The 18,607-nt window shown below is 54.2% G+C and carries 12 protein-coding genes; 9 read left to right on the forward strand and 3 right to left on the reverse strand.

From position 1 onward, the window contains the following. The first annotated feature begins 29 nt into the window (after positions 1 to 29). Complete coding sequence (gene gyrA, locus EH207_RS04995) at positions 30 to 2,672, forward strand: DNA topoisomerase (ATP-hydrolyzing) subunit A (RefSeq protein ID WP_137712991.1); 2,643 nt, start codon at positions 30 to 32, stop codon at positions 2,670 to 2,672. A gap of 113 nt (positions 2,673 to 2,785) precedes the next feature. After that, positions 2,786 to 5,638: a two-component system sensor histidine kinase RcsC gene (rcsC, locus tag EH207_RS05000; protein ID WP_137712992.1), complete on the forward strand. Its 2,853-nt coding sequence runs from the start codon at positions 2,786 to 2,788 to the stop codon at positions 5,636 to 5,638. A gap of 130 nt (positions 5,639 to 5,768) precedes the next feature. Here rcsC and rcsB read toward each other — a convergent pair whose 3' ends face one another. From rcsB to EH207_RS05015, 3 genes are all read right to left on the reverse strand, one after another. Continuing rightward, a complete protein-coding gene (gene rcsB / locus EH207_RS05005) occupies positions 5,769 to 6,425 on the reverse strand; it encodes a response regulator transcription factor RcsB (RefSeq protein WP_137712993.1) in 657 nt (218 codons plus the stop codon). A 97-nt stretch (positions 6,426 to 6,522) separates the two neighbouring features. Next, positions 6,523 to 9,228, reverse strand: coding sequence for a phosphotransferase RcsD (gene rcsD, locus EH207_RS05010; protein ID WP_137712994.1), 2,706 nt, complete (start codon positions 9,226 to 9,228; stop codon positions 6,523 to 6,525). A gap of 16 nt (positions 9,229 to 9,244) precedes the next feature. Further along, positions 9,245 to 10,411 (reverse strand): MFS transporter, encoded by a 1,167-nt coding sequence (locus EH207_RS05015; protein WP_137712995.1) that lies wholly within the window; start codon positions 10,409 to 10,411, stop codon positions 9,245 to 9,247. 314 nt (positions 10,412 to 10,725) lie between these two features. Between EH207_RS05015 and menF the strand changes: the two genes are divergently transcribed. From menF to EH207_RS05050, 7 genes are all read left to right on the forward strand, one after another. Next, on the forward strand, positions 10,726 to 12,054 hold the full coding sequence (gene menF, locus EH207_RS05020; RefSeq protein WP_137712996.1) for an isochorismate synthase MenF: 1,329 nt from the start codon (positions 10,726 to 10,728) through the stop codon (positions 12,052 to 12,054). A gap of 105 nt (positions 12,055 to 12,159) precedes the next feature. Then, entirely contained in the window at positions 12,160 to 13,842 is a 1,683-nt protein-coding gene (gene menD / locus EH207_RS05025) for a 2-succinyl-5-enolpyruvyl-6-hydroxy-3-cyclohexene-1-carboxylic-acid synthase (protein ID WP_137712997.1), read from the forward strand. A gap of 14 nt (positions 13,843 to 13,856) precedes the next feature. Next, positions 13,857 to 14,615 (forward strand): 2-succinyl-6-hydroxy-2,4-cyclohexadiene-1-carboxylate synthase, encoded by a 759-nt coding sequence (gene menH, locus EH207_RS05030; protein WP_137715271.1) that lies wholly within the window; start codon positions 13,857 to 13,859, stop codon positions 14,613 to 14,615. Between the two features lie 5 nt (positions 14,616 to 14,620). Further along, the gene (menB, locus tag EH207_RS05035) at positions 14,621 to 15,478 is read left to right on the forward strand and encodes a 1,4-dihydroxy-2-naphthoyl-CoA synthase (RefSeq protein ID WP_137712998.1); all 858 of its coding nucleotides are present in this window, start codon (positions 14,621 to 14,623) and stop codon (positions 15,476 to 15,478) included. After that, complete coding sequence (gene menC / locus EH207_RS05040; RefSeq protein WP_137712999.1) at positions 15,478 to 16,449, forward strand: o-succinylbenzoate synthase; 972 nt, start codon at positions 15,478 to 15,480, stop codon at positions 16,447 to 16,449. Before menB ends, menC begins: the two co-directional genes overlap by 1 nt. Further along, entirely contained in the window at positions 16,437 to 17,840 is a 1,404-nt protein-coding gene (menE, locus tag EH207_RS05045) for an o-succinylbenzoate--CoA ligase (protein ID WP_137713000.1), read from the forward strand. The genes menC and menE overlap by 13 nt, the downstream gene beginning before the upstream one ends. Before the next feature lie 163 nt (positions 17,841 to 18,003). Continuing rightward, positions 18,004 to 18,546 (forward strand): YfaZ family outer membrane protein, encoded by a 543-nt coding sequence (locus tag EH207_RS05050; RefSeq protein WP_137713001.1) that lies wholly within the window; start codon positions 18,004 to 18,006, stop codon positions 18,544 to 18,546. The last annotated feature ends 61 nt before the right edge of the window (positions 18,547 to 18,607 follow it).

The following is an 18,607-nucleotide window of genomic DNA, read 5'->3' on the forward strand; positions in this document are numbered from 1 at the left end:
AGATGCATAAATAGAGGGATAGCGGCTCCATGAGCGACCTTGCCAGAGAAATCACACCGGTCAACATTGAAGAAGAGCTGAAAAGCTCGTATTTGGACTATGCCATGTCCGTTATTGTCGGGCGTGCGTTACCAGATGTTCGTGACGGACTAAAACCGGTACACCGTCGCGTGCTGTATGCGATGAGCGTATTGGGGAACGACTGGAACAAACCGTACAAAAAATCAGCTCGCGTTGTTGGGGACGTGATCGGTAAATATCATCCACACGGCGACTCAGCCGTTTATGAAACCATCGTGCGTATGGCGCAGCCTTTTTCACTGCGCTACATGCTGGTTGACGGTCAGGGCAACTTTGGTTCGATTGACGGCGACTCCGCAGCGGCAATGCGTTACACCGAAATACGCATGTCGAAGATTGCCCATGAACTGCTGGCCGATCTGGAAAAAGATACGGTTGATTTTGTGCCGAACTATGATGGCACGGAGCAGATCCCAGACGTCATGCCTACCCGTATTCCCAACTTGTTGGTCAACGGATCTTCCGGTATTGCTGTCGGCATGGCGACCAACATTCCTCCTCATAATCTGACAGAAGTGGTGAATGGCTGTCTCGCCTATATCGACGATGAAAATATCAGTCTCGAAGGCTTGATGGAGCACATTAAGGGGCCTGATTTCCCGACTGCCGCCATCATCAACGGCAGACGAGGCATTGAAGAGGCGTACCGCACAGGACGCGGCAAGATTTATATTCGCGCCCGCGCCGAAGTGGAAACCGACGATAAAACCGGTCGTGAAACCATTATCGTGCATGAAATCCCTTATCAGGTGAACAAGGCGCGCCTGATTGAGAAGATTGCCGAACTGGTAAAGGATAAGCGTGTTGAAGGCATCAGCGCGCTGCGTGACGAATCTGATAAAGACGGTATGCGCATTGTCATCGAGGTCAAGCGTGACGCCGTAGGCGAAGTGGTTCTGAACAATCTTTATTCGCAGACGCAGCTACAAACCTCTTTCGGCATTAATATGGTGGCGCTGCATCAGGGCCAGCCAAGGATCATGCCGCTGAAAGATATTCTGGCGGCTTTTGTGCGCCACCGCCGTGAAGTGGTGACTCGCCGGACTATTTTTGAACTGCGTAAAGCCCGCGATCGCGCCCACATTTTGGAAGGTCTGGCGGTCGCGCTGGCGAATATCGATCCGATTATCGAATTGATTCGCCGCGCCCCATCGCCGTCAGAAGCGAAAGCCGCATTAATCGCGCAGTCATGGGCGCTGGGTACGGTATCGGCCATGCTGGAGCGCGCGGGTGACGACGCCGCGCGCCCTGAGTGGCTGGAGCCGGAATTCGGTATCCGCGAGGGGCGTTATTATCTGACCGAGCAGCAGGCTCAGGCGATTCTGGATCTGCGTTTGCAGAAACTGACCGGCCTTGAGCATGAAAAACTGCTGGATGAGTACAAAGAGCTGCTGACGCAGATCGCCGGGTTGCTTTATATTCTGGAGAGCCCTGAGCGCCTGATGGAAGTGATTCGTGAAGAGCTGGAAGCGATCAGAACGCAATACAGCGATGAACGCCGCACGGAGATCACCGCTAACACGGCCGACATCAACATTGAAGATCTGATCAACGAAGAAAATGTGGTAGTGACGCTGTCCCATCAGGGGTATGTGAAATATCAGCCGCTGAATGACTATGAAGCTCAGCGTCGTGGCGGACGCGGCAAGTCCGCCGCCCGCATCAAAGAAGAAGATTTCATCGACCGCCTGCTGGTGGCCAACACCCACGATACCATCCTCTGCTTCTCCAGCCGTGGCCGTTTGTACTGGATGAAGGTGTATCAACTGCCGGAAGCCAGCCGCGGCGCCCGCGGCCGTCCCATCGTCAACCTGCTGCCGCTCGAACCGGATGAGCGCATTACGGCGATTTTGCCGGTGCGCGAATACGAAGAAGGACGCCACGTGTTTATGGCGACCGCCAGCGGGACGGTGAAGAAAACCGCATTGACGGAGTTCAGTCGTCCGCGCAGCGCCGGTATTATCGCCGTCAATCTGAATGACGGCGATGAACTGATCGGCGTCGATCTGACAGACGGCAAAAATGAAGTGATGCTGTTCTCAGCGGAAGGCAAAGTGGTGCGTTTCTCCGAAGCGGCGGTGCGCTCCATGGGCCGGACGGCGACCGGGGTGCGCGGCATCAGTCTGCAAGGGGAAGATCGCGTGGTTTCGCTGATTATTCCTCGCGGCGAAGGCGATATCCTGACCGTGACGCAAAATGGTTTTGGCAAACGTACTGCCGTCAGCGAGTACCCGACCAAATCCCGCGCCACAAAAGGGGTTATCTCCATTAAGGTGAGCGAGCGCAATGGTAAAGTGGTGGGCGCCGTTCAGGTTGACGCCGCCGATCAGATTATGATGATCACCGATGCCGGTACGCTGGTGCGTACGCGCGTGTCTGAAGTCAGTATCGTAGGCCGTAATACCCAGGGCGTGACGTTGATCCGTACGGCGGAAGATGAGCATGTCGTGGGCCTGCAACGTGTCGCTGAACCGGTGGAAGATGAAGAGTTGGATGGCGTCGTAAACGTTGAAGGTGAAATTGCCGAAGACGAAGACGCGGCGGGCGACATCGACACCGATGATGATGACGTAGCGGAAGACGAAGAATAAGCTTTCGGGCAAAACCTGAGCCAGCGCGTGATGCGCTGGCTTTTTTTATGCAGGATCGGTAGTGTATCGAAAGGCATTACAATGCTAATTAATCTCAATTCAACGGTATCCACTTGAAATATCTCGCCTCGTTTCATACGACACTGAAAGTTTCCCGTTATTTGTTTCGGGTGCTGGCAATTATGCTATGGGTGCTTGGCGCGCTGATATCCGTGTTTTATATCAGTAAGGTATTGAACGAAAAAGAATCCGAACTGCGTCAGGAATATAACCTCAGTTTCGACCAGTCTCAGGGATATATTCGCCATGCCGCTGATATTGTCCGTGAGCTTAAATATCTGGCGGCCAACCGTCTGACGGGCGCGGCAGAAAAATCCGTCCCCCCGCTCGATAAAGACGCCGGTCTGTCTGTTTATCCGCTTTCGCCCGGCGCCAATTGCGCCATAAACTATGGGGATAATAGTTATGCGCTGGCCTCATTAAATGATTTTTTTAATGGCTGGCGGGAAAACTTCTCAGCCGTATACGATCTTAACCGGGTATTTTTTGTCGGTGCCGATGAGCAGTGCATGGTGGATTTCGGCATCCGCAATCAGTCACTGGATCGCGATAACCTGCTTAAAAATGTCCAAAATCGTTTTCAGGAACAGAAAAACACGATTCAGGCGTCGGTGCGAGACGAAACGATCTACTGGCTTACCCCCGCACAGGTATCCGACGTGGGATATTTGTATGCGCTGACCCCGATTTATGTAGGGAATAAGCTTGAAGTGATAATGGGGATTGAACAGACAATTCGTCTGGAGGATTTTGTGGCGTCCAGCAAATTCCCGGTCGGTGCGCAATTGATTAACCAATATAACCAGTCCGTTTTGCAATTTTCCGAAGGCAAAGGCCATTATGTCCCTTCCGCCAGCACAAACCCGGTAGACCAAAACTATTTCGGCTATGTGAACGGCTACGATGAAATCATTCTGAAAAAGAGCCTGCCTCCGACCTCATTCAGTATTATTTATTCGCTTCCTGTGAAGGTATTGCTGTCCTCTATTAGTGCGCTGATCATTAATATGGCGCTGCTCAATACGCTGTCGGCCATATTGTTATTTGTGCTGGCATGGATCTTTGAACGGAAAATGTTGTTGCCCGCGGAAGTGAATGCCTTCCAGCTAGAGGAAAATGAACAGTTCAACCGTAAAATCGTGGCGTCCGCGCCGGTGGGTATCTGTATTCTACGCATTAACGATGGCACAAATATTCTCAGTAACGAGCTGGCGCATAATTATTTGAATCTGCTGACCCATGAGGATCGATTGCGTATTACCCGCATTATTTGCGAACAGCAATCCAAATATGTCGATGTGATGACCAGCAGAAATCATCATTTGCAAATCAGCTTCGTACATTCCCGCTATCGCAATGAGAATGTGGCGATCTGTGTGCTGCTTGACGTCAGCACACGGGTGAAAATGGAGGAATCGTTACAGGAAATGGCCAATGCCGCTGAGCAGGCGAGCCAGTCAAAATCCATGTTCCTGGCGACGGTGAGCCATGAATTGCGCACACCGCTTTATGGCATCATCGGTAACCTGGATTTATTACAGACAAAAGCGTTGCCTAAGGACGCGAATCGTCTGGTCGTGGCAATGAACAACTCTTCGGCGCTGTTGTTGAAAATCATCAGCGATATTCTCGACTTTTCCAAGATTGAGTCCGAGCAGTTGAAAATTGAACCCCGCGATTTTGCGCCACACGAAGTGATTAGCCACATCACCAGTAACTATTTACCGCTGGTGGTGAAAAAGCATCTTACGTTGTACTGCTTTATCGATCCGAATGTTCCTATCAGTCTGTCTGGCGATCCGGTGCGTTTGCAGCAGGTGCTTTCCAATTTGCTGAGTAACGCCATCAAGTTCACCGATACGGGCTGTATTATTTTTCAGGTGGGCTGCCGGGACGGTTATCTGGAGTTTCTGGTTCGCGATACCGGGGTGGGGATTCAGTCGCGCGAAGCCGCGAAGCTGTTTGATCCATTCTTCCAGGCGGGCAGCGGCGTACAGCGGCATTTCCAGGGCACCGGCCTGGGGTTGGCGATCTGTGAAAAGCTGGTCAACCTGATGGACGGGGATATCTCGATCGAATCAGAGCCTGGGCTGGGTAGTCAGTTCGGCATCCGAATTCCGCTGTATAAAGCACGCTATGTTCCGGTGTCCATCAATGCCAGTCTGCAAGGGAAAATGTGCTGGCTGATGGTGCGTAATAGCCGGCTGGAGTCATATCTGCTCGCTTTTCTACAAGAGCATGGCCTGCGGGCTTCTCGTCATCAGCGACAGATCGTCGGCAGTGATGATGTGATTATCAGCGATTACGACATCCCTGACTCGTTCGACGCTCGGGCGCGGATCGTTATCAGCGGTTCACATACGGAGTCTGCGCAGGAAATCAGCCAGGGGCATTGGTTGCTAAGTACGTCCATGCCTCAGTATTTACCTGATTTACTTGAAATAATATATCGTATGGAGACGGAAGACATCTCATCCGCCGCACTTTCAACGCCGTTAACCAATTATAATCGCACCGAGAATGGCGATATCCTGGTTCTGGTGGTTGACGATCATCCGATAAACCGGCGGTTGCTGGCGGATCAGCTCGGTTCATTGGGTTATCGGGCTATGACGGCGAATGACGGGGTTGATGCGCTGAATGTGCTGGGTAAAAACAGTGTCGATATTGTGCTGACGGACGTCAACATGCCGAATATGGATGGCTATTGTTTGACGCAATGCATGCGGGAGCAAGGGCGGCGTTTCCCGGTCATTGGCGTGACGGCCAACGCATTGGCGGAAGAACGGCAGCGCTGTTTGCAGGCGGGAATGGATAACTGTTTATCAAAACCGGTCACGCTGGATACCCTGCAACAAACGCTGTCCCATTACAGCGGCGTGGTGCGTCAATCGAGAGTGTCCTGAAAGGAAACAAAAATCTCACGCTCCCTCCCCGGTAAAGGAGAGGGCTGGGATGGGCTTAAATCAAAAGCGTGGTAACGAACGCCGGCAGCGTGAACTGTTGCCCGAAGCCGAATCTGCCAGGTCGCGTCACTCACTCTTTTTCTGTTTGTGAGGAGCCGCCGTTCACCGAAGAAAGGTAGTTCAGCAGGGCAATATCGTTATCGACGCCCAGTTTGGTCATCGCCGATTTCTTCTGGCTGCTGATGGTTTTAATACTGCGGTTAAGTTTCTTGGCAATTTCGGTTACCAGAAAGCCTTCGGCGAAGAGACGCAACACTTCGCTTTCTTTCGGCGACAGACGTTTGTCGCCATAGCCGCTGGAACTGATTTTCTCCAATACTTTAGAGACGCTATCCGGCGTGAATTTTTTGCCTTTTTGCAGCGCGGCCAATGCTTTAGGTAAATCGGTCGGCGCGCCCTGTTTCAGGACGATCCCTTCAATATCCAGATCCAGAACCGCACTTAAAATGGCGGGGTTATTATTCATGGTGAGAACAATAATGGAGAGATGGGGGAAATGACGTTTAATGTATTTAATTAAGGTAATACCATCGCCATATTTATCACCCGGCATGGACAAATCGGTAATTAAAACGTTGGCGTCCAGTTTGGGCAGGTTATTGATCAATGCGGTCGAATCTTCAAATTCACCCACGACGTTGACCCATTCAATTTGTTCTAGCGACTTTCTGATGCCAAAAAGGACAATAGGATGGTCGTCGGCAATAATTACGTTTAGGTTACTCATCGGTTAGGTTACTCATATTGTTGGCTACCTTGCTGTATACCCTTTATCTTTCAAGTCACTGATCCGTTGGCTTCCCTTACTCACTCGAATCACCGACTCATGTGTGATCATCGAGATATTGTCGATCACCGTTTACTTGCACCTTGAAATCAATTGGAGAGAGTAATACACAGACAAATTTTTCAATCTCATGAAGGTCATTCTCGATCTGTACGCTATCATGCGCAGTAATATGCTGCTCAAGCCGTTCACACAACTGTTTGCCAGGATGCAGGTTTAACATGGCAAACACGCCTTTCAGCCGATGTGCCGTTTGGGAAAGTGACATAAAATCGCCATTCTCCTTTTCAGTATACAGCCTCTTTAAATCATCGGGTACTGTCTCAATAAACAGAGAATAATAATCACTTGACGCCAATTGACTGGCGTAAAACCCGTCGTCATGATTATCTTTCGCCCGCGCCGAATCGGTTGGCGCTTCGAGTTGTTGTTCAATCAACGTCAGTAATGCCTCCAGCAAAAGTTGGCTGATATTATAATTTGCCCTGAATCGGTGAGAACCCAGGGGAATTAATGTCCGGTCATCGCCGCTCAGCAATATAGAATAATCCGCAGTTCTTTCTGGATCGTCAGTGATACAAATGTCCACTTCCTGATTAATCTGCCGCTCATCACCGATCAGATAATTGGCACCCCAGCCGGTGAGAAGATGGCTGACGATTTGCCGCACTTCGTCGGCGGTTATATCCAGTAATACCGTCATGCCATCCAGCAGCTTTTCTTCCTCGGCCGGCAGGGTTTCCGGCGTCATTTTTACCGTTAAAATATAATGTGTCCCGAGCCCAGGCTTACTGTTAATCATTAACTTGCCGCCAAGTTTATTGCACAACTGATTACACAAAAACAGGATTAATCCCGAATTTTGTCCGAAGCGGTCAGCCGTGGTCGGATTGAGGAACGGATGATTGAGATTATCCTGTTCGGTGCCGGAGATGCCATTGCCGGTATCGCTGATTTGCACAATCAGTTTTTCCGGCGCGTTTTTGTCGCTGGTGAACGAAACGGTAATTTTTCCGTACTCGGTATTGGTGATGGAATAATTCAGCAGCAGCGATAAAGTCTTTTTCAGCAGCTCGCTATCGCCTTTATAGGTTCGATTGAGATCCAACTGGTAGTGATTGAACAGGCAAAGCCCTTTCTGATTAATTCGGGGCAGCCATTCCACCAATAAATTGTCCAGCATGGCTAGCGGAGAAAAACTTTCATTAACGAGTTTCCACTCCTGAGCGTCCAGTTTTTCCTGTAGAGCGATATTATCCAGCAGTTCAATGGCGCAAGCGGTATCCGCGATAAGCTGCTCGGTTAATTGCTGTTGCTCGCCGCTGTCTTGGGCAGAGTGAAGGGTCTCCAGGTTTTTATGCAGCGACAGTAGCGGTTGTTTGAATTCGTTCAGCAGGTTCCTGAACAGACGCTTTCTGGCCTGCACATTTTTTTCATATTCACGCTGCACCAACTGAAGCTTTCTGCTGACCAGAATCTCTTTATCTTGTTCAAGCAGCAGAAACAGGTAGTAGTCGGTGGCATATTGGCTACGGAATTGGCGAATCTCAAACATCTCGTTATTCACCGTTACCTGAACCACCCCCTGATGCTCGTCCGCCATGTTAGCCACTTTCTGTAGACTCAGATGCGGTAGCAAATGTTCTGCCTGCTCATTTTGAACAATCACTTTGTTACTGCCAAAATCGTAAATCAGTACCCCCATCGGAATTCTGCCGATGGTTTCACGATAAATGTTTAGCTGGTTTATCAACTGATCGGAAAGATCGTCATCCTTTGGATCAACATGTTTCTGGCGGAAAAGATAAAAACCGGAGAGGGTGACGATCAATAATGTCAGATTGAATAATAGCAGCCAGACATTATTGCTCAGGGCATCGTTAAGCAGCGCTTTCACTGGAATTTGAAAAACAATTTTCACCGGCGCGTTCACCAGCGAAGACGATATCTCAATCAGCGTTCCGTTTAATTGGACATTCGACATATCATCGCTATTGTCGTTCGTATCCAGCGTGTTGGCCGCTGGCGTATCCTGTCTCAACAGGAGATTTTCGCGTGATAGGGTGGTTGGAATCAAATCATTGATCGGTAAATCAAAAGCGATAATGGTAGCCAGATGACCGGGCTGATTGAATGTTGTGCGTAGCGTAAAATAGTAATCGTCATAAAAACGCAGCTTGCGGATCGGTGAGAAACTTTCCCGCTCATCCAGCACGTTGGCCTGTTGCAGCATTTCCGTGCGGCGGGCTTCGGCAATCGCCGTAATATAGCTGCCGCGAAACTGAGATGAGATATCCTTCAACGTCTGGGTTGAAATCATCGTCAGGCTATTATCCACCCCGTTCAGGTAATACATGGAGTAAACGTTATTTTCCGCGCCCCACAGAATATCCAGGGAGAGTGAGATACGGCGGACGGCGTTCAACGTTGATATATCATGCTGGCCGAATATCAGCGCATCGGTTTTCTGGCCGTTTTTTTCCACGTAAAAAATGTTGGGCATCAGATTGATGGCTTTAATGTTGTCGTCGCTGACGGGTGGAACGTTATTCAGATTGCCGTAAATCTGGTAGGTAAAAAAACGATAGGTATCAATGCGCTTTTGAATGCCCTGTGACAGGTCGGCCAGGTCGAGCTTCTTTACTGTCAGCCAGTTACTGAGGTAGTTATAGCCAAACGTACCGCTGACGAGACACAGCAGTAAGGTGAGCAGGGCAAAATAACGCATGATGATGACCGGCATTGATTAATGATCCTGATTAACGGGTAATGGTTCGCGCGCTGGCGCAAACGATCAGCAACAGCAGCGCCACACATCCGAAAGCGACGGACAGGTTGCTGAGTTGAGCGATGAAACCCAACAGCGTCGGGCCAATCAGAATACCAGCGTAACCGACTGTTGTAATGGAGGCGATAGCCCTATTCGCCGGCATGATTTCCTGATTTCCCGCCGCACTGAACAGGATCGGCACGACGTTGGACGCGCCGATCCCCACCATGACAAAACCGAGAATCGAGGTTAGCGCACTGTCGATACTGATGGTCAACAACAGACCGAGTGCCGCGCAAAGGCTGCCGCCGGTAAGGATAGCGTAGCGTCCGAGCGCATTGACCAGCCGATCGCCATTCAGTCTGCCGATCGTCATCGCGACGGAAAACGCCGCGTAGCCGATGCCCGCTTGTGCGCTGCTCAGGTGGCGTTCGGCGGTTAAAAACAGTGCGCTCCAGTCCAGAATCGCGCCTTCCGCCAGAAACATGATGAAACATAGCAGACCGATAAACATCACCCAGCCGCGCGGTATCACCAAGAGCGGGCCGCCTTCGCGCTTATTGGTTGTACGCAACAGGTGTGCTTGCGCCATCGACATCAGGGCCAGCAGTAGCGCGACAATGACCAAAATGGCCATTAACGGCGATAGCCCCATCCACAGAAAAGCGCTGACGCCGCTTGCCCCGGCAATTCCGCCAGCGCTGAAAAAACCGTGGAAACCGGACATCATGGCCCGACCGCTGGCGCGTTCGACAAAGACGGCCTGAATATTGATTGAGATGTCAATCATGCCGACCGCCGCGCCAAAAAACAGCAGGGCACCGGCCATGACGGGGATCGTATCGGCCAGTGTCAGCATCGGCAGAACCACGCACAGCACGGCGCTGGCGAGCAGAATAACGGTGCGGCAGCCAAATTTATCAGTGAGTGATCCGGTAAACGGCATCGTCAGCAGCGAGCCCATCCCCACAGAGAGCAGCAGCATGCCTAACGAGGCGTCATTAATATCCAGGCGATGTTTAACAAAAGGAACCAGCGGAGCCCAGGATGCGATAACGAAGCCTGCGACGAAAAAACTGATGCGTGTGGCTGTCTGTGCTTTTCGACCGGGGTGCTGTTCATTACATAATGATTCGGAGTTCAGCGCTGCGCTCATATCCTTGGCGGTACTGTTGGGTAGATGGAGGAAAGACTTCTTTCTACCATAATTAAGTTACTGAATCGAAGGATTCATCACCTGGCGATAGCGTAGGAGGGATTATTAGATGAGTTAACGTCAGGTTTGTGTGAAAGATGTTCAGTTGCAGCGTACCCGTTCTGTGCCGTGGGTGACGTTTACCCTTCACGAGTCTTGCGAGGCGGATAACCCGATGACCGGGACTCTCGCTTTTTATCCTGAATAACCTCTCACCCAAAGTGGCTTTTTTTACCGTATAATCCCCTGATTTACATTTGGTTACCGGAGTCAGGGTGAAACAACTTTCCGACCTGTTGCGTGACGTGCAGCAGGATTTATGCCAACCACAGCCTGAAAATGCGGGTTTCAGACAGATAACAGGTTCACTGACCCTCGGCGAGCCGATCGATCTGTTGTCATGGCTGGCGACGCAACCGGCGTATCCTCAGTTTTATTGGCAGCATCGTCAGGACAGTGAAGAAGCGGCGGTATGTGGTCAGGTTTGCGGTTTTCACTCTATTGAGGAGGCGGAAAGTTTTTTGTTACGGCAGGGATGCGATCGCCATACGCGAATCTGGGGCTTGAATGCTTTCGACCGGTCGGCGCGTGAGCACGGGGCCGGTATCTCCTCCAGCTCTCTGTTTCTGCCCCGCGTGGAGTTATTGCGCCAGAACCACACGCTCAGCCTGCGAATTAATCTATTCAGTGAGACATCGCTACAGCAGGATGCCGATGACGCCGCGGCATTCATCAAGTTGTTACTGCCCATGCGCCCGTTGCCACCCTTGCAGGCGGAAGTCTGCGCCGTGAGCCACCTGCCGGATCGCCGGAATTGGATCAAACTGCTGCAACAGACACTTGGCAGGATCGCGGCCGGAGAGATGGAGAAAGTGGTGTTGGCAAGAAAGACCACGCTAACCCTGAAACAGCCGTTGCAGGCGACCACCTTTATGGCCGCCAGCCGCGCGGTCAACCATCACTGTTTCCATTTTATGCTGGCGCATGACGCTCGACAGGCGTTTCTCGGCTCCAGCCCGGAGCGGCTTTACCGCCGTCGTGAAACACGGCTTGAAACCGAAGCGCTGGCAGGCACCGTCGCCAGCGGCAAAAATGATGAAACCGCGGCGGCATTGGCGCACTGGCTAATGAAAGACACCAAGAACCAGTGTGAGAACATGCTGGTGGTGGACGATATCTGCCAGCGTCTGCGGCAGTCGGCGTTATCGCTGGATGTCAGGCCGGCTGAAGTGGTGCGGCTACGCAAAGTGCAGCATTTGCGTCGTATCATTCAGGCAACGCTGAGAAAGCAGTCGGATGCGGCGTGCCTTGAAGACTTGCAGCCAACGGCAGCCGTCGCCGGATTACCCAGACCGCCCGCCCGGCATTTTATTGCCGAAAACGAACCTTTCGCGCGTGGCTGGTACGCGGGTTCTGCGGGTTACCTCTCCCGCTGTCAGTCAGAATTTTGCGTCGCGCTGCGTTCGGCTGAAATCAGTGACCACATTTTGTCACTGTATGCCGGAGCGGGGATTGTAGCCGGTTCTGATCCAGAGCAGGAATGGCAGGAGTTGGAAAGCAAAGCCGCGGGCCTGAGATCGCTGTTAGACGGTGTTATGTCATAGTTTTATTTTATCTTTGTTGTGCTTGAGATGGGTCTATATCAAAGTGGGCGTTGTAAAAAAAAATATAATTTTTTGGAATCCGCAACCTGAGCTGTTGAGTAAATCATGGCAACAAGTGTATTTAATCGTCGCTGGGCCGCCTTGCTGCTTGAAGCGCTGACCCGTCATGGCGTCCGCCACATATGCATTGGGCCCGGTTCCCGTTCTACGCCGCTGACGCTGTCAGCGGTCGATCAAGGCGCGTTGATTTGCCATACCCATTTTGACGAACGGGGATTGGGGCATTTGGCGTTGGGACTGGCGAAAGCGTCTCACGAGCCGGTGGCTATTGTGGTGACCTCGGGGACGGCTGCCGCGAACCTTTACCCGGCGATCATTGAAGCGGGGCTGACCGGGGAGCGGCTGGTGGTGTTGACCGCCGATCGTCCTTCCGAGTTGATTGATTGCGGCGCGAATCAGGCTATCCGCCAGAACGGATTATACGCGTCCCATCCAACGGTCACGCTGGATTTGCCACGCCCCACGGCGGATATTCCCGCCAGTTGGCTGGTTTCCTCATTAGATAGCGCGATGGCGCAACTGGATCACGGCGCGTTGCATATTAATTGTCCGTTTGCCGAACCGCTTTATGGCGCGGACGATGACGCCGCTGTGCGTGACTGGCTACTGACGCTGGGTGACTGGTGGGACAGCGGCGAACCCTGGCTGCGTGAAATGCGGCAGACCACGCTGACGGTTCAGCCGGACTGGTACGAATGGCGGCAAAAACGCGGGGTGGTGATTGCCGGACGCATCAGCCCGGCGCAGGGAGGGCTAGTGGCGCGGTGGGCGAACGAATTGGGCTGGCCGCTGATTGGCGACATACTGTCGCAAAGTGGTCAGCCATTACCCTGCGCGGATATCTGGCTGACGAACCCCGCGGCGCTGGCATGCTTGCAACAGGCTGAAATTGTCGTGCAGTTTGGCGCTAACCTGACCGGAAAACGCCTGCTGCAATGGCAGGCAAAATGTCAGCCACAGACGTATTGGCTGGTGGATAAACTGCCGGGGCGGCTTGACCCCGCCCACCATCGCGGCCGGCGTTTGATTGCCGACGTCGGTGACTGGCTGGTTGCCCACCCTGCCGTTGCGCAACCGCCCTGGGCGGATGAATTGAACGGTATCGCGCGCTATGCCCAGCGCCAGGTGAGCGGTTATTTGACCGATCGCTTCGGCGAAGCCCAGCTTGCGCAGCGAACCCCTGAATTATTGCCGCCGGACGGTCAACTGTTTATCGGCAATAGTCTGACGGTGCGTTTCATCGACGCGCTGGCGCAACTGCCGCCACAATATCCGGTATACGCTAACCGCGGAGCCAGCGGTATTGATGGATTGATCTCGACGCTGGCCGGCGTTCAACGCGCGACGGGTAAGGCAACGCTTGGGATCGTGGGAGATCTTTCCGCGTTATACGATCTCAACGCGTTGGCTTTGCTGCGGCAGGCGCCGGCGCCGCTGGTGCTGATTGTGGTGAATAACAATGGCGGACAGATTTTCTCGCTGTTGCCGACGCCCGACGAGCAGCGTGAAACGTTTTATTGTATGCCGCAACATGTCGAATTCGGTCATGCCGCCGCGATGTTCGGTCTCAACTATGCGCACGCAGAACGCTGGGAACAGATAGCGGACACGGTCGCCAGCGGCTGGACGCAGGGCGGCGTCACGCTGCTGGAAGTGGTGGTGCCGCCGAAAGACGGGGTGAAAACGCTGAACGCGCTGGTTTCACAGGCGTCAGCGTGGCCGCGCTGAACTGCCGCAGAATAATGCCGGCGGCGCTATCGCCCGCACACCCGTGGCTGGTATGTCTGCACGGACTGCTGGGCAGCGGGGAAGACTGGCGCCCGATTATCCCTTTTTGCGGCGAATGGCCGCTGTTGCTGGTGGATTTACCGGGCCACGGCGCTTCGCAGGGCGTGGCTGCCGGTGACTTTGCGCAAATCAGTCAACAACTGGCGTTGACGCTGGAACAGCAAGGTATTGAACGCTATTGGCTGCTGGGGTATTCGCTGGGGGGGCGGCTCGCCATGTATCACGCCTGTTTCGGACCGCGCGGCGGCATACAAGGTCTGTTGGTGGAGGGCGGTAATCCGGGGCTTGAAAATCGGCAACAGCGTGAGGCGCGTTTATTGCACGATGCGCGCTGGGCGCGGCGCTTTCGCCACGAGGCGTTGGAAACGGTGCTGAACGACTGGTATCGGCAGGCCGTGTTTGCCGATCTGAACACCGCACAGCGCGATGCGCTGGTTGCCCGGCGCCGCCATAATCACGGCGCGGCGGTGGCGGCGATGCTGGAAGCCACCTCGTTAGGGCGTCAGCCCTGGCTGGTGGACAGTCTTAGGCAATTGGTCATCCCATTTGGTTATCTGTGCGGCGTCAGTGACGGTAAATTTCAGGCGCTGGCGATGCAATATGGTCTGCCGTTAATACGCGTGGCGCAAGCCGGCCATAACGCGCATCAGGCGAATCCGGCGGAGTACGCCGCGCGGATGTTTTCTTTTATTTCGCATACCGTTAAGGACTGATATTTATGCTTTATCCCAGTGAAGAACAGTTTTACGCCCCGGTGGAATGGCACGATTGCAGCGGTGATTTTACCGATATCCTGTTTCACAAATCAGCGGATGGTATTGCCAAAATCACCATTAACCGTCCGCAGGTGCGCAACGCTTTCCGTCCGCAAACGGTAAAAGAGATGATTCACGCGCTGGAAAATGCCCGTTACGACGAGGGGATTGGCGTGATTATTCTGACCGGGGCCGGCGACAAGGCATTCTGTTCCGGGGGCGATCAGAAAGTCCGCGGCGACTACGGCGGCTATCAGGACGACAGCGGGGTACATCATCTGAACGTGTTGGATTTCCAGCGCCAGATTCGTACCTGTCCGAAACCGGTGGTGGCGATGGTCGCGGGCTATTCCATTGGCGGCGGTCACGTGTTGCACATGATGTGCGATCTAACGATTGCGGCGCAAAACGCCATCTTCGGTCAAACCGGGCCGCGCGTGGGGTCTTTTGACGGCGGTTGGGGCGCGTCGTATATGGCGCGTATCGTCGGCCAGAAAAAAGCCCGCGAAATCTGGTTCCTGTGCCGCCAGTATGATGCGGCGCAGGCGCTGGATATGGGATTGGTCAATACCGTGGTTCCGCTGGCCGATTTGGAAAAAGAAACCGTTCGCTGGTGCCGCGAAATGCTGCAAAACAGTCCGATGGCGCTGCGCTGCCTGAAGGCCGCGCTGAACGCCGATTGTGACGGACAGGCGGGGTTGCAGGAGCTGGCCGGTAACGCCACCATGCTGTTCTATATGACCGACGAAGGTCAGGAAGGCCGCAATGCCTTTAACGAAAAACGCCAGCCCGATTTCAGCAAATTTAAACGGAATCCCTAATGCGTCAGGTTGAAGTTTACCGCTACTGTGTACCGATGGAGGCGGGGGTGGTGCTGCGTAATCAGCGCCTGAAAACCCGCGACGGGCTGATCGTCAGTTTGCGACAGGGCGACCGGCAAGGCTGGGGTGAGATCGCGCCGCTGCCGGCGTTCAGTGTGGAAACGTTGGCGCAAGCCGAATCCGCCGCATACGAACAGCTCACGCGCTGGCTGGCGGGGGAAACCTGGTCTGACGATGTGCCGCCGTCCGTCGCCTTTGGCCTGAGCTGTGCTCAGGCTGAGTTGGATCAGCGCCTGCCGGTGACGGCGGATTACCGCAAAGCGCCTTTGTGTAATGGCGATCCTGACGAACTGTTCGCCATGTTGCAGGCGTTGCCCGGTGAAAAAGTGGCGAAGGTCAAGGTTGGGCTGTATGAAGCGGTGCGCGACGGCATGATCGTCAATATGTTGCTGGAAGCGTTGCCTGACCTGAAGTTGCGTCTGGACGCCAACCGCAGTTGGTCGCGAGCCAAAGCGGATGGCTTTGCCCGCTATGTCGCACCCGCGTTGCGCACCCGCATTGCGTTTCTGGAAGAACCTTGCAAAACCCGTCAGGCGTCCCGTGAATTCGCACAGGAAACCGGCATCAACATCGCCTGGGACGAAAGCGTGCGCGAAGCGGGTTTCCGGGTGGAGGCCGAGCCGGGCGTGAGCGCGATTATCATCAAGCCAACACTGGTGGGAAGTCTGGCCCGCTGCGAGCAACTGGTGCGGGACGCGCGTCAGGCGGGATTGACGGCGGTGATCAGCTCCAGCATTGAATCCAGTTTGGGGCTTACCCAACTGGCGCGGCTGGCGCACTGGCTGACGCCGGACACCATTCCCGGTCTGGATACGCTGGAGTTGATGCAGGCGCAGATATTACGACCGTGGCCGCAAAGCACATTACCCTTGTTATTGGCCGACCAACTGGAACCGGTATGGCATTCCTGACCGACTGGCCCTGGCGTTATTGGGCCGAACAGACACCGCTTTCCGTCGCGCTGATTGATGGCGAAACCCGCTGGCGCTGGCGGCGGCTTGCTCAGCGTGTGGACCGGTTGGCCGCCGGGTTTGCGCAGCAAGGCGTGAAGTCCGGCAGTGGCGTGGCGCTGCGTGGTAAAAACAGCGGGACGATGCTGTGCTGCTATCTGGCGTTATTGCAATGCGGCGCGCGTTTGCTGCCGCTCAATCCTCAATTGCCCGAATCATTGACTGAAAACCTGCTGCCCTCGCTCGATATGCGCTACGGGCTGTGTCTGGATGGGCGACCGCCGCCGTCTGGTTTGATACCTTTATCGTGCCTATCTGATGTGCCTGCCCCGGTAATTCCCTCCGCCAGCCGGCGCTGGCAACCGGAACAGTTGGCGACGCTGACGCTGACCTCCGGCTCCAGCGGTTTGCCCAAAGCCGCCGCGCATACTTTTTCCGCTCATCTGGCCAGCGCGGAAGGCGTGCTGGAAATGATGGCTTTCTCAGCACAGGATAGTTGGCTGCTGTCACTGCCGCTGTTTCATGTTTCAGGGCAGGGGATTGTGTGGCGCTGGCTGGCCGCCGGCGCAACGATTGTCGTACGTGATCGCCAGCCGCTGGCGTCCGCGTTACGGGATTGTACCCATGCTTCCCTGGTGCCGACGCAGCTCTGGCGTTTGCTGTCGCAAGGTGCGCTTCCCGCCTCGTTGAATTCCGTATTGCTGGGCGGGGCGATGATCCCGCTGGCGCTGGCGCAGCAGGCCGAATCTCTCGGCGTGCGCTGCTGGTGCGGCTACGGCCTGACGGAACTGGCGTCGACGGTGTGCGCCAAGCGTGCCGACGGTCGGACAGGCGTCGGATTGCCGCTAAGCGGACGAGAAATTCGTCTGGCGGGCGAGGAGGTGTTATTGCGCGGCAGTACGCTGGCGTCTGGCTATTGGCGTGACGGAAAGCTTCTCCCCCTGGTCGATGACGACGGATGGTTCCACAGCCAGGATCGCGGCAGCTTCGAGGACGGTGAGTGGCGTATTCTGGGCCGTCTGGATAACGAGTTTTTCAGCGGCGGAGAAGGCATCCAGCCGGAAAATATCGAAACGGTGCTGCTGGCGCACCCAGATATTCAACAAGCCTGCGTGGTGCCGGTTGATGACGCCGAGTTTGGTCAGCGTCCCGTTGCCGTCGTGGAGGTAACAGGGGCGACCTCGCTGGCGGCGATCCGTGACTGGCTATCGCCGCAGTTAGCCGGATTTCAGCGCCCGGTGGCCTATTACGCGCTGCCTGCGGCGTTAAACAATGGCGGGATCAAAATCGCCCGCCGGCAGGTGAAAGCGTGGGTGCAGGCGAAACATCAAAATAGATGCGCAGATGAATAATGCGTGGCGAGCGGCAGGCACAACGATATTTCAGTTGATTAAAAGAATAAATCGGAAGCGAGGGCGATTTCGTGCTGGAGCAGAGGGATGATTACGGTAGAATCGCCGAAGGCAACAATATGTTTTTGCTCGTGCGTTTAATAACTCTTTTAAGGAAGTCGACATGAAAAAGTTTGTCATTGCCTGTGCGGGAAGCCTGCTGCTTGCCAGCGCTTCTGTACAGGCCATTAGTTTGTCCGGGGAAGTTGGGCGCGATTATACCGGCGCCAACGCGGGTTTCGGTTTGGGGATACCTGGGCTGGCCGGCAGCGTGAGTTACGCTCACGGCGACAACAGTAATGATATCTATGGATTTGGCTTAGGGTATACCCTTCCGCTCGGCCCGCTGAAACTGACTCTCGGCGGCAAGGCGTTGTATCTCGACCAGGATCGCGGTTCAGACGGCCATGCGCTGGCGCTGGGCGGCGGTCTGCAATGGCCGATCAACCGTTACTTCTCTGTCTACGGTGAAGGCTATTATTCACCGGACGCGTTTTCCAGCCAAGTTGATTACTATGTCGAAGGCAAGGCAGGCGTCCGCTGGCAGGTCATCGGTCCGTTGAATGTCGATGTGGGCTACCGCTATATCAACCTGGCGGGCGAAAGCGGCCGTTCAGATAACAAACTGGCCGATTCCGCCTATATCGGCGTGGGTTTCAACTTCTGATAACGGCCATCGACAGTCATGTTGTGGCGGGCGCGAGCGATCGCGCCCGTTTGCTATTAAC

Source organism: Brenneria rubrifaciens, assembly GCF_005484945.1.
Taxonomy (GTDB): Bacteria; Pseudomonadota; Gammaproteobacteria; order Enterobacterales; family Enterobacteriaceae; genus Brenneria; species Brenneria rubrifaciens.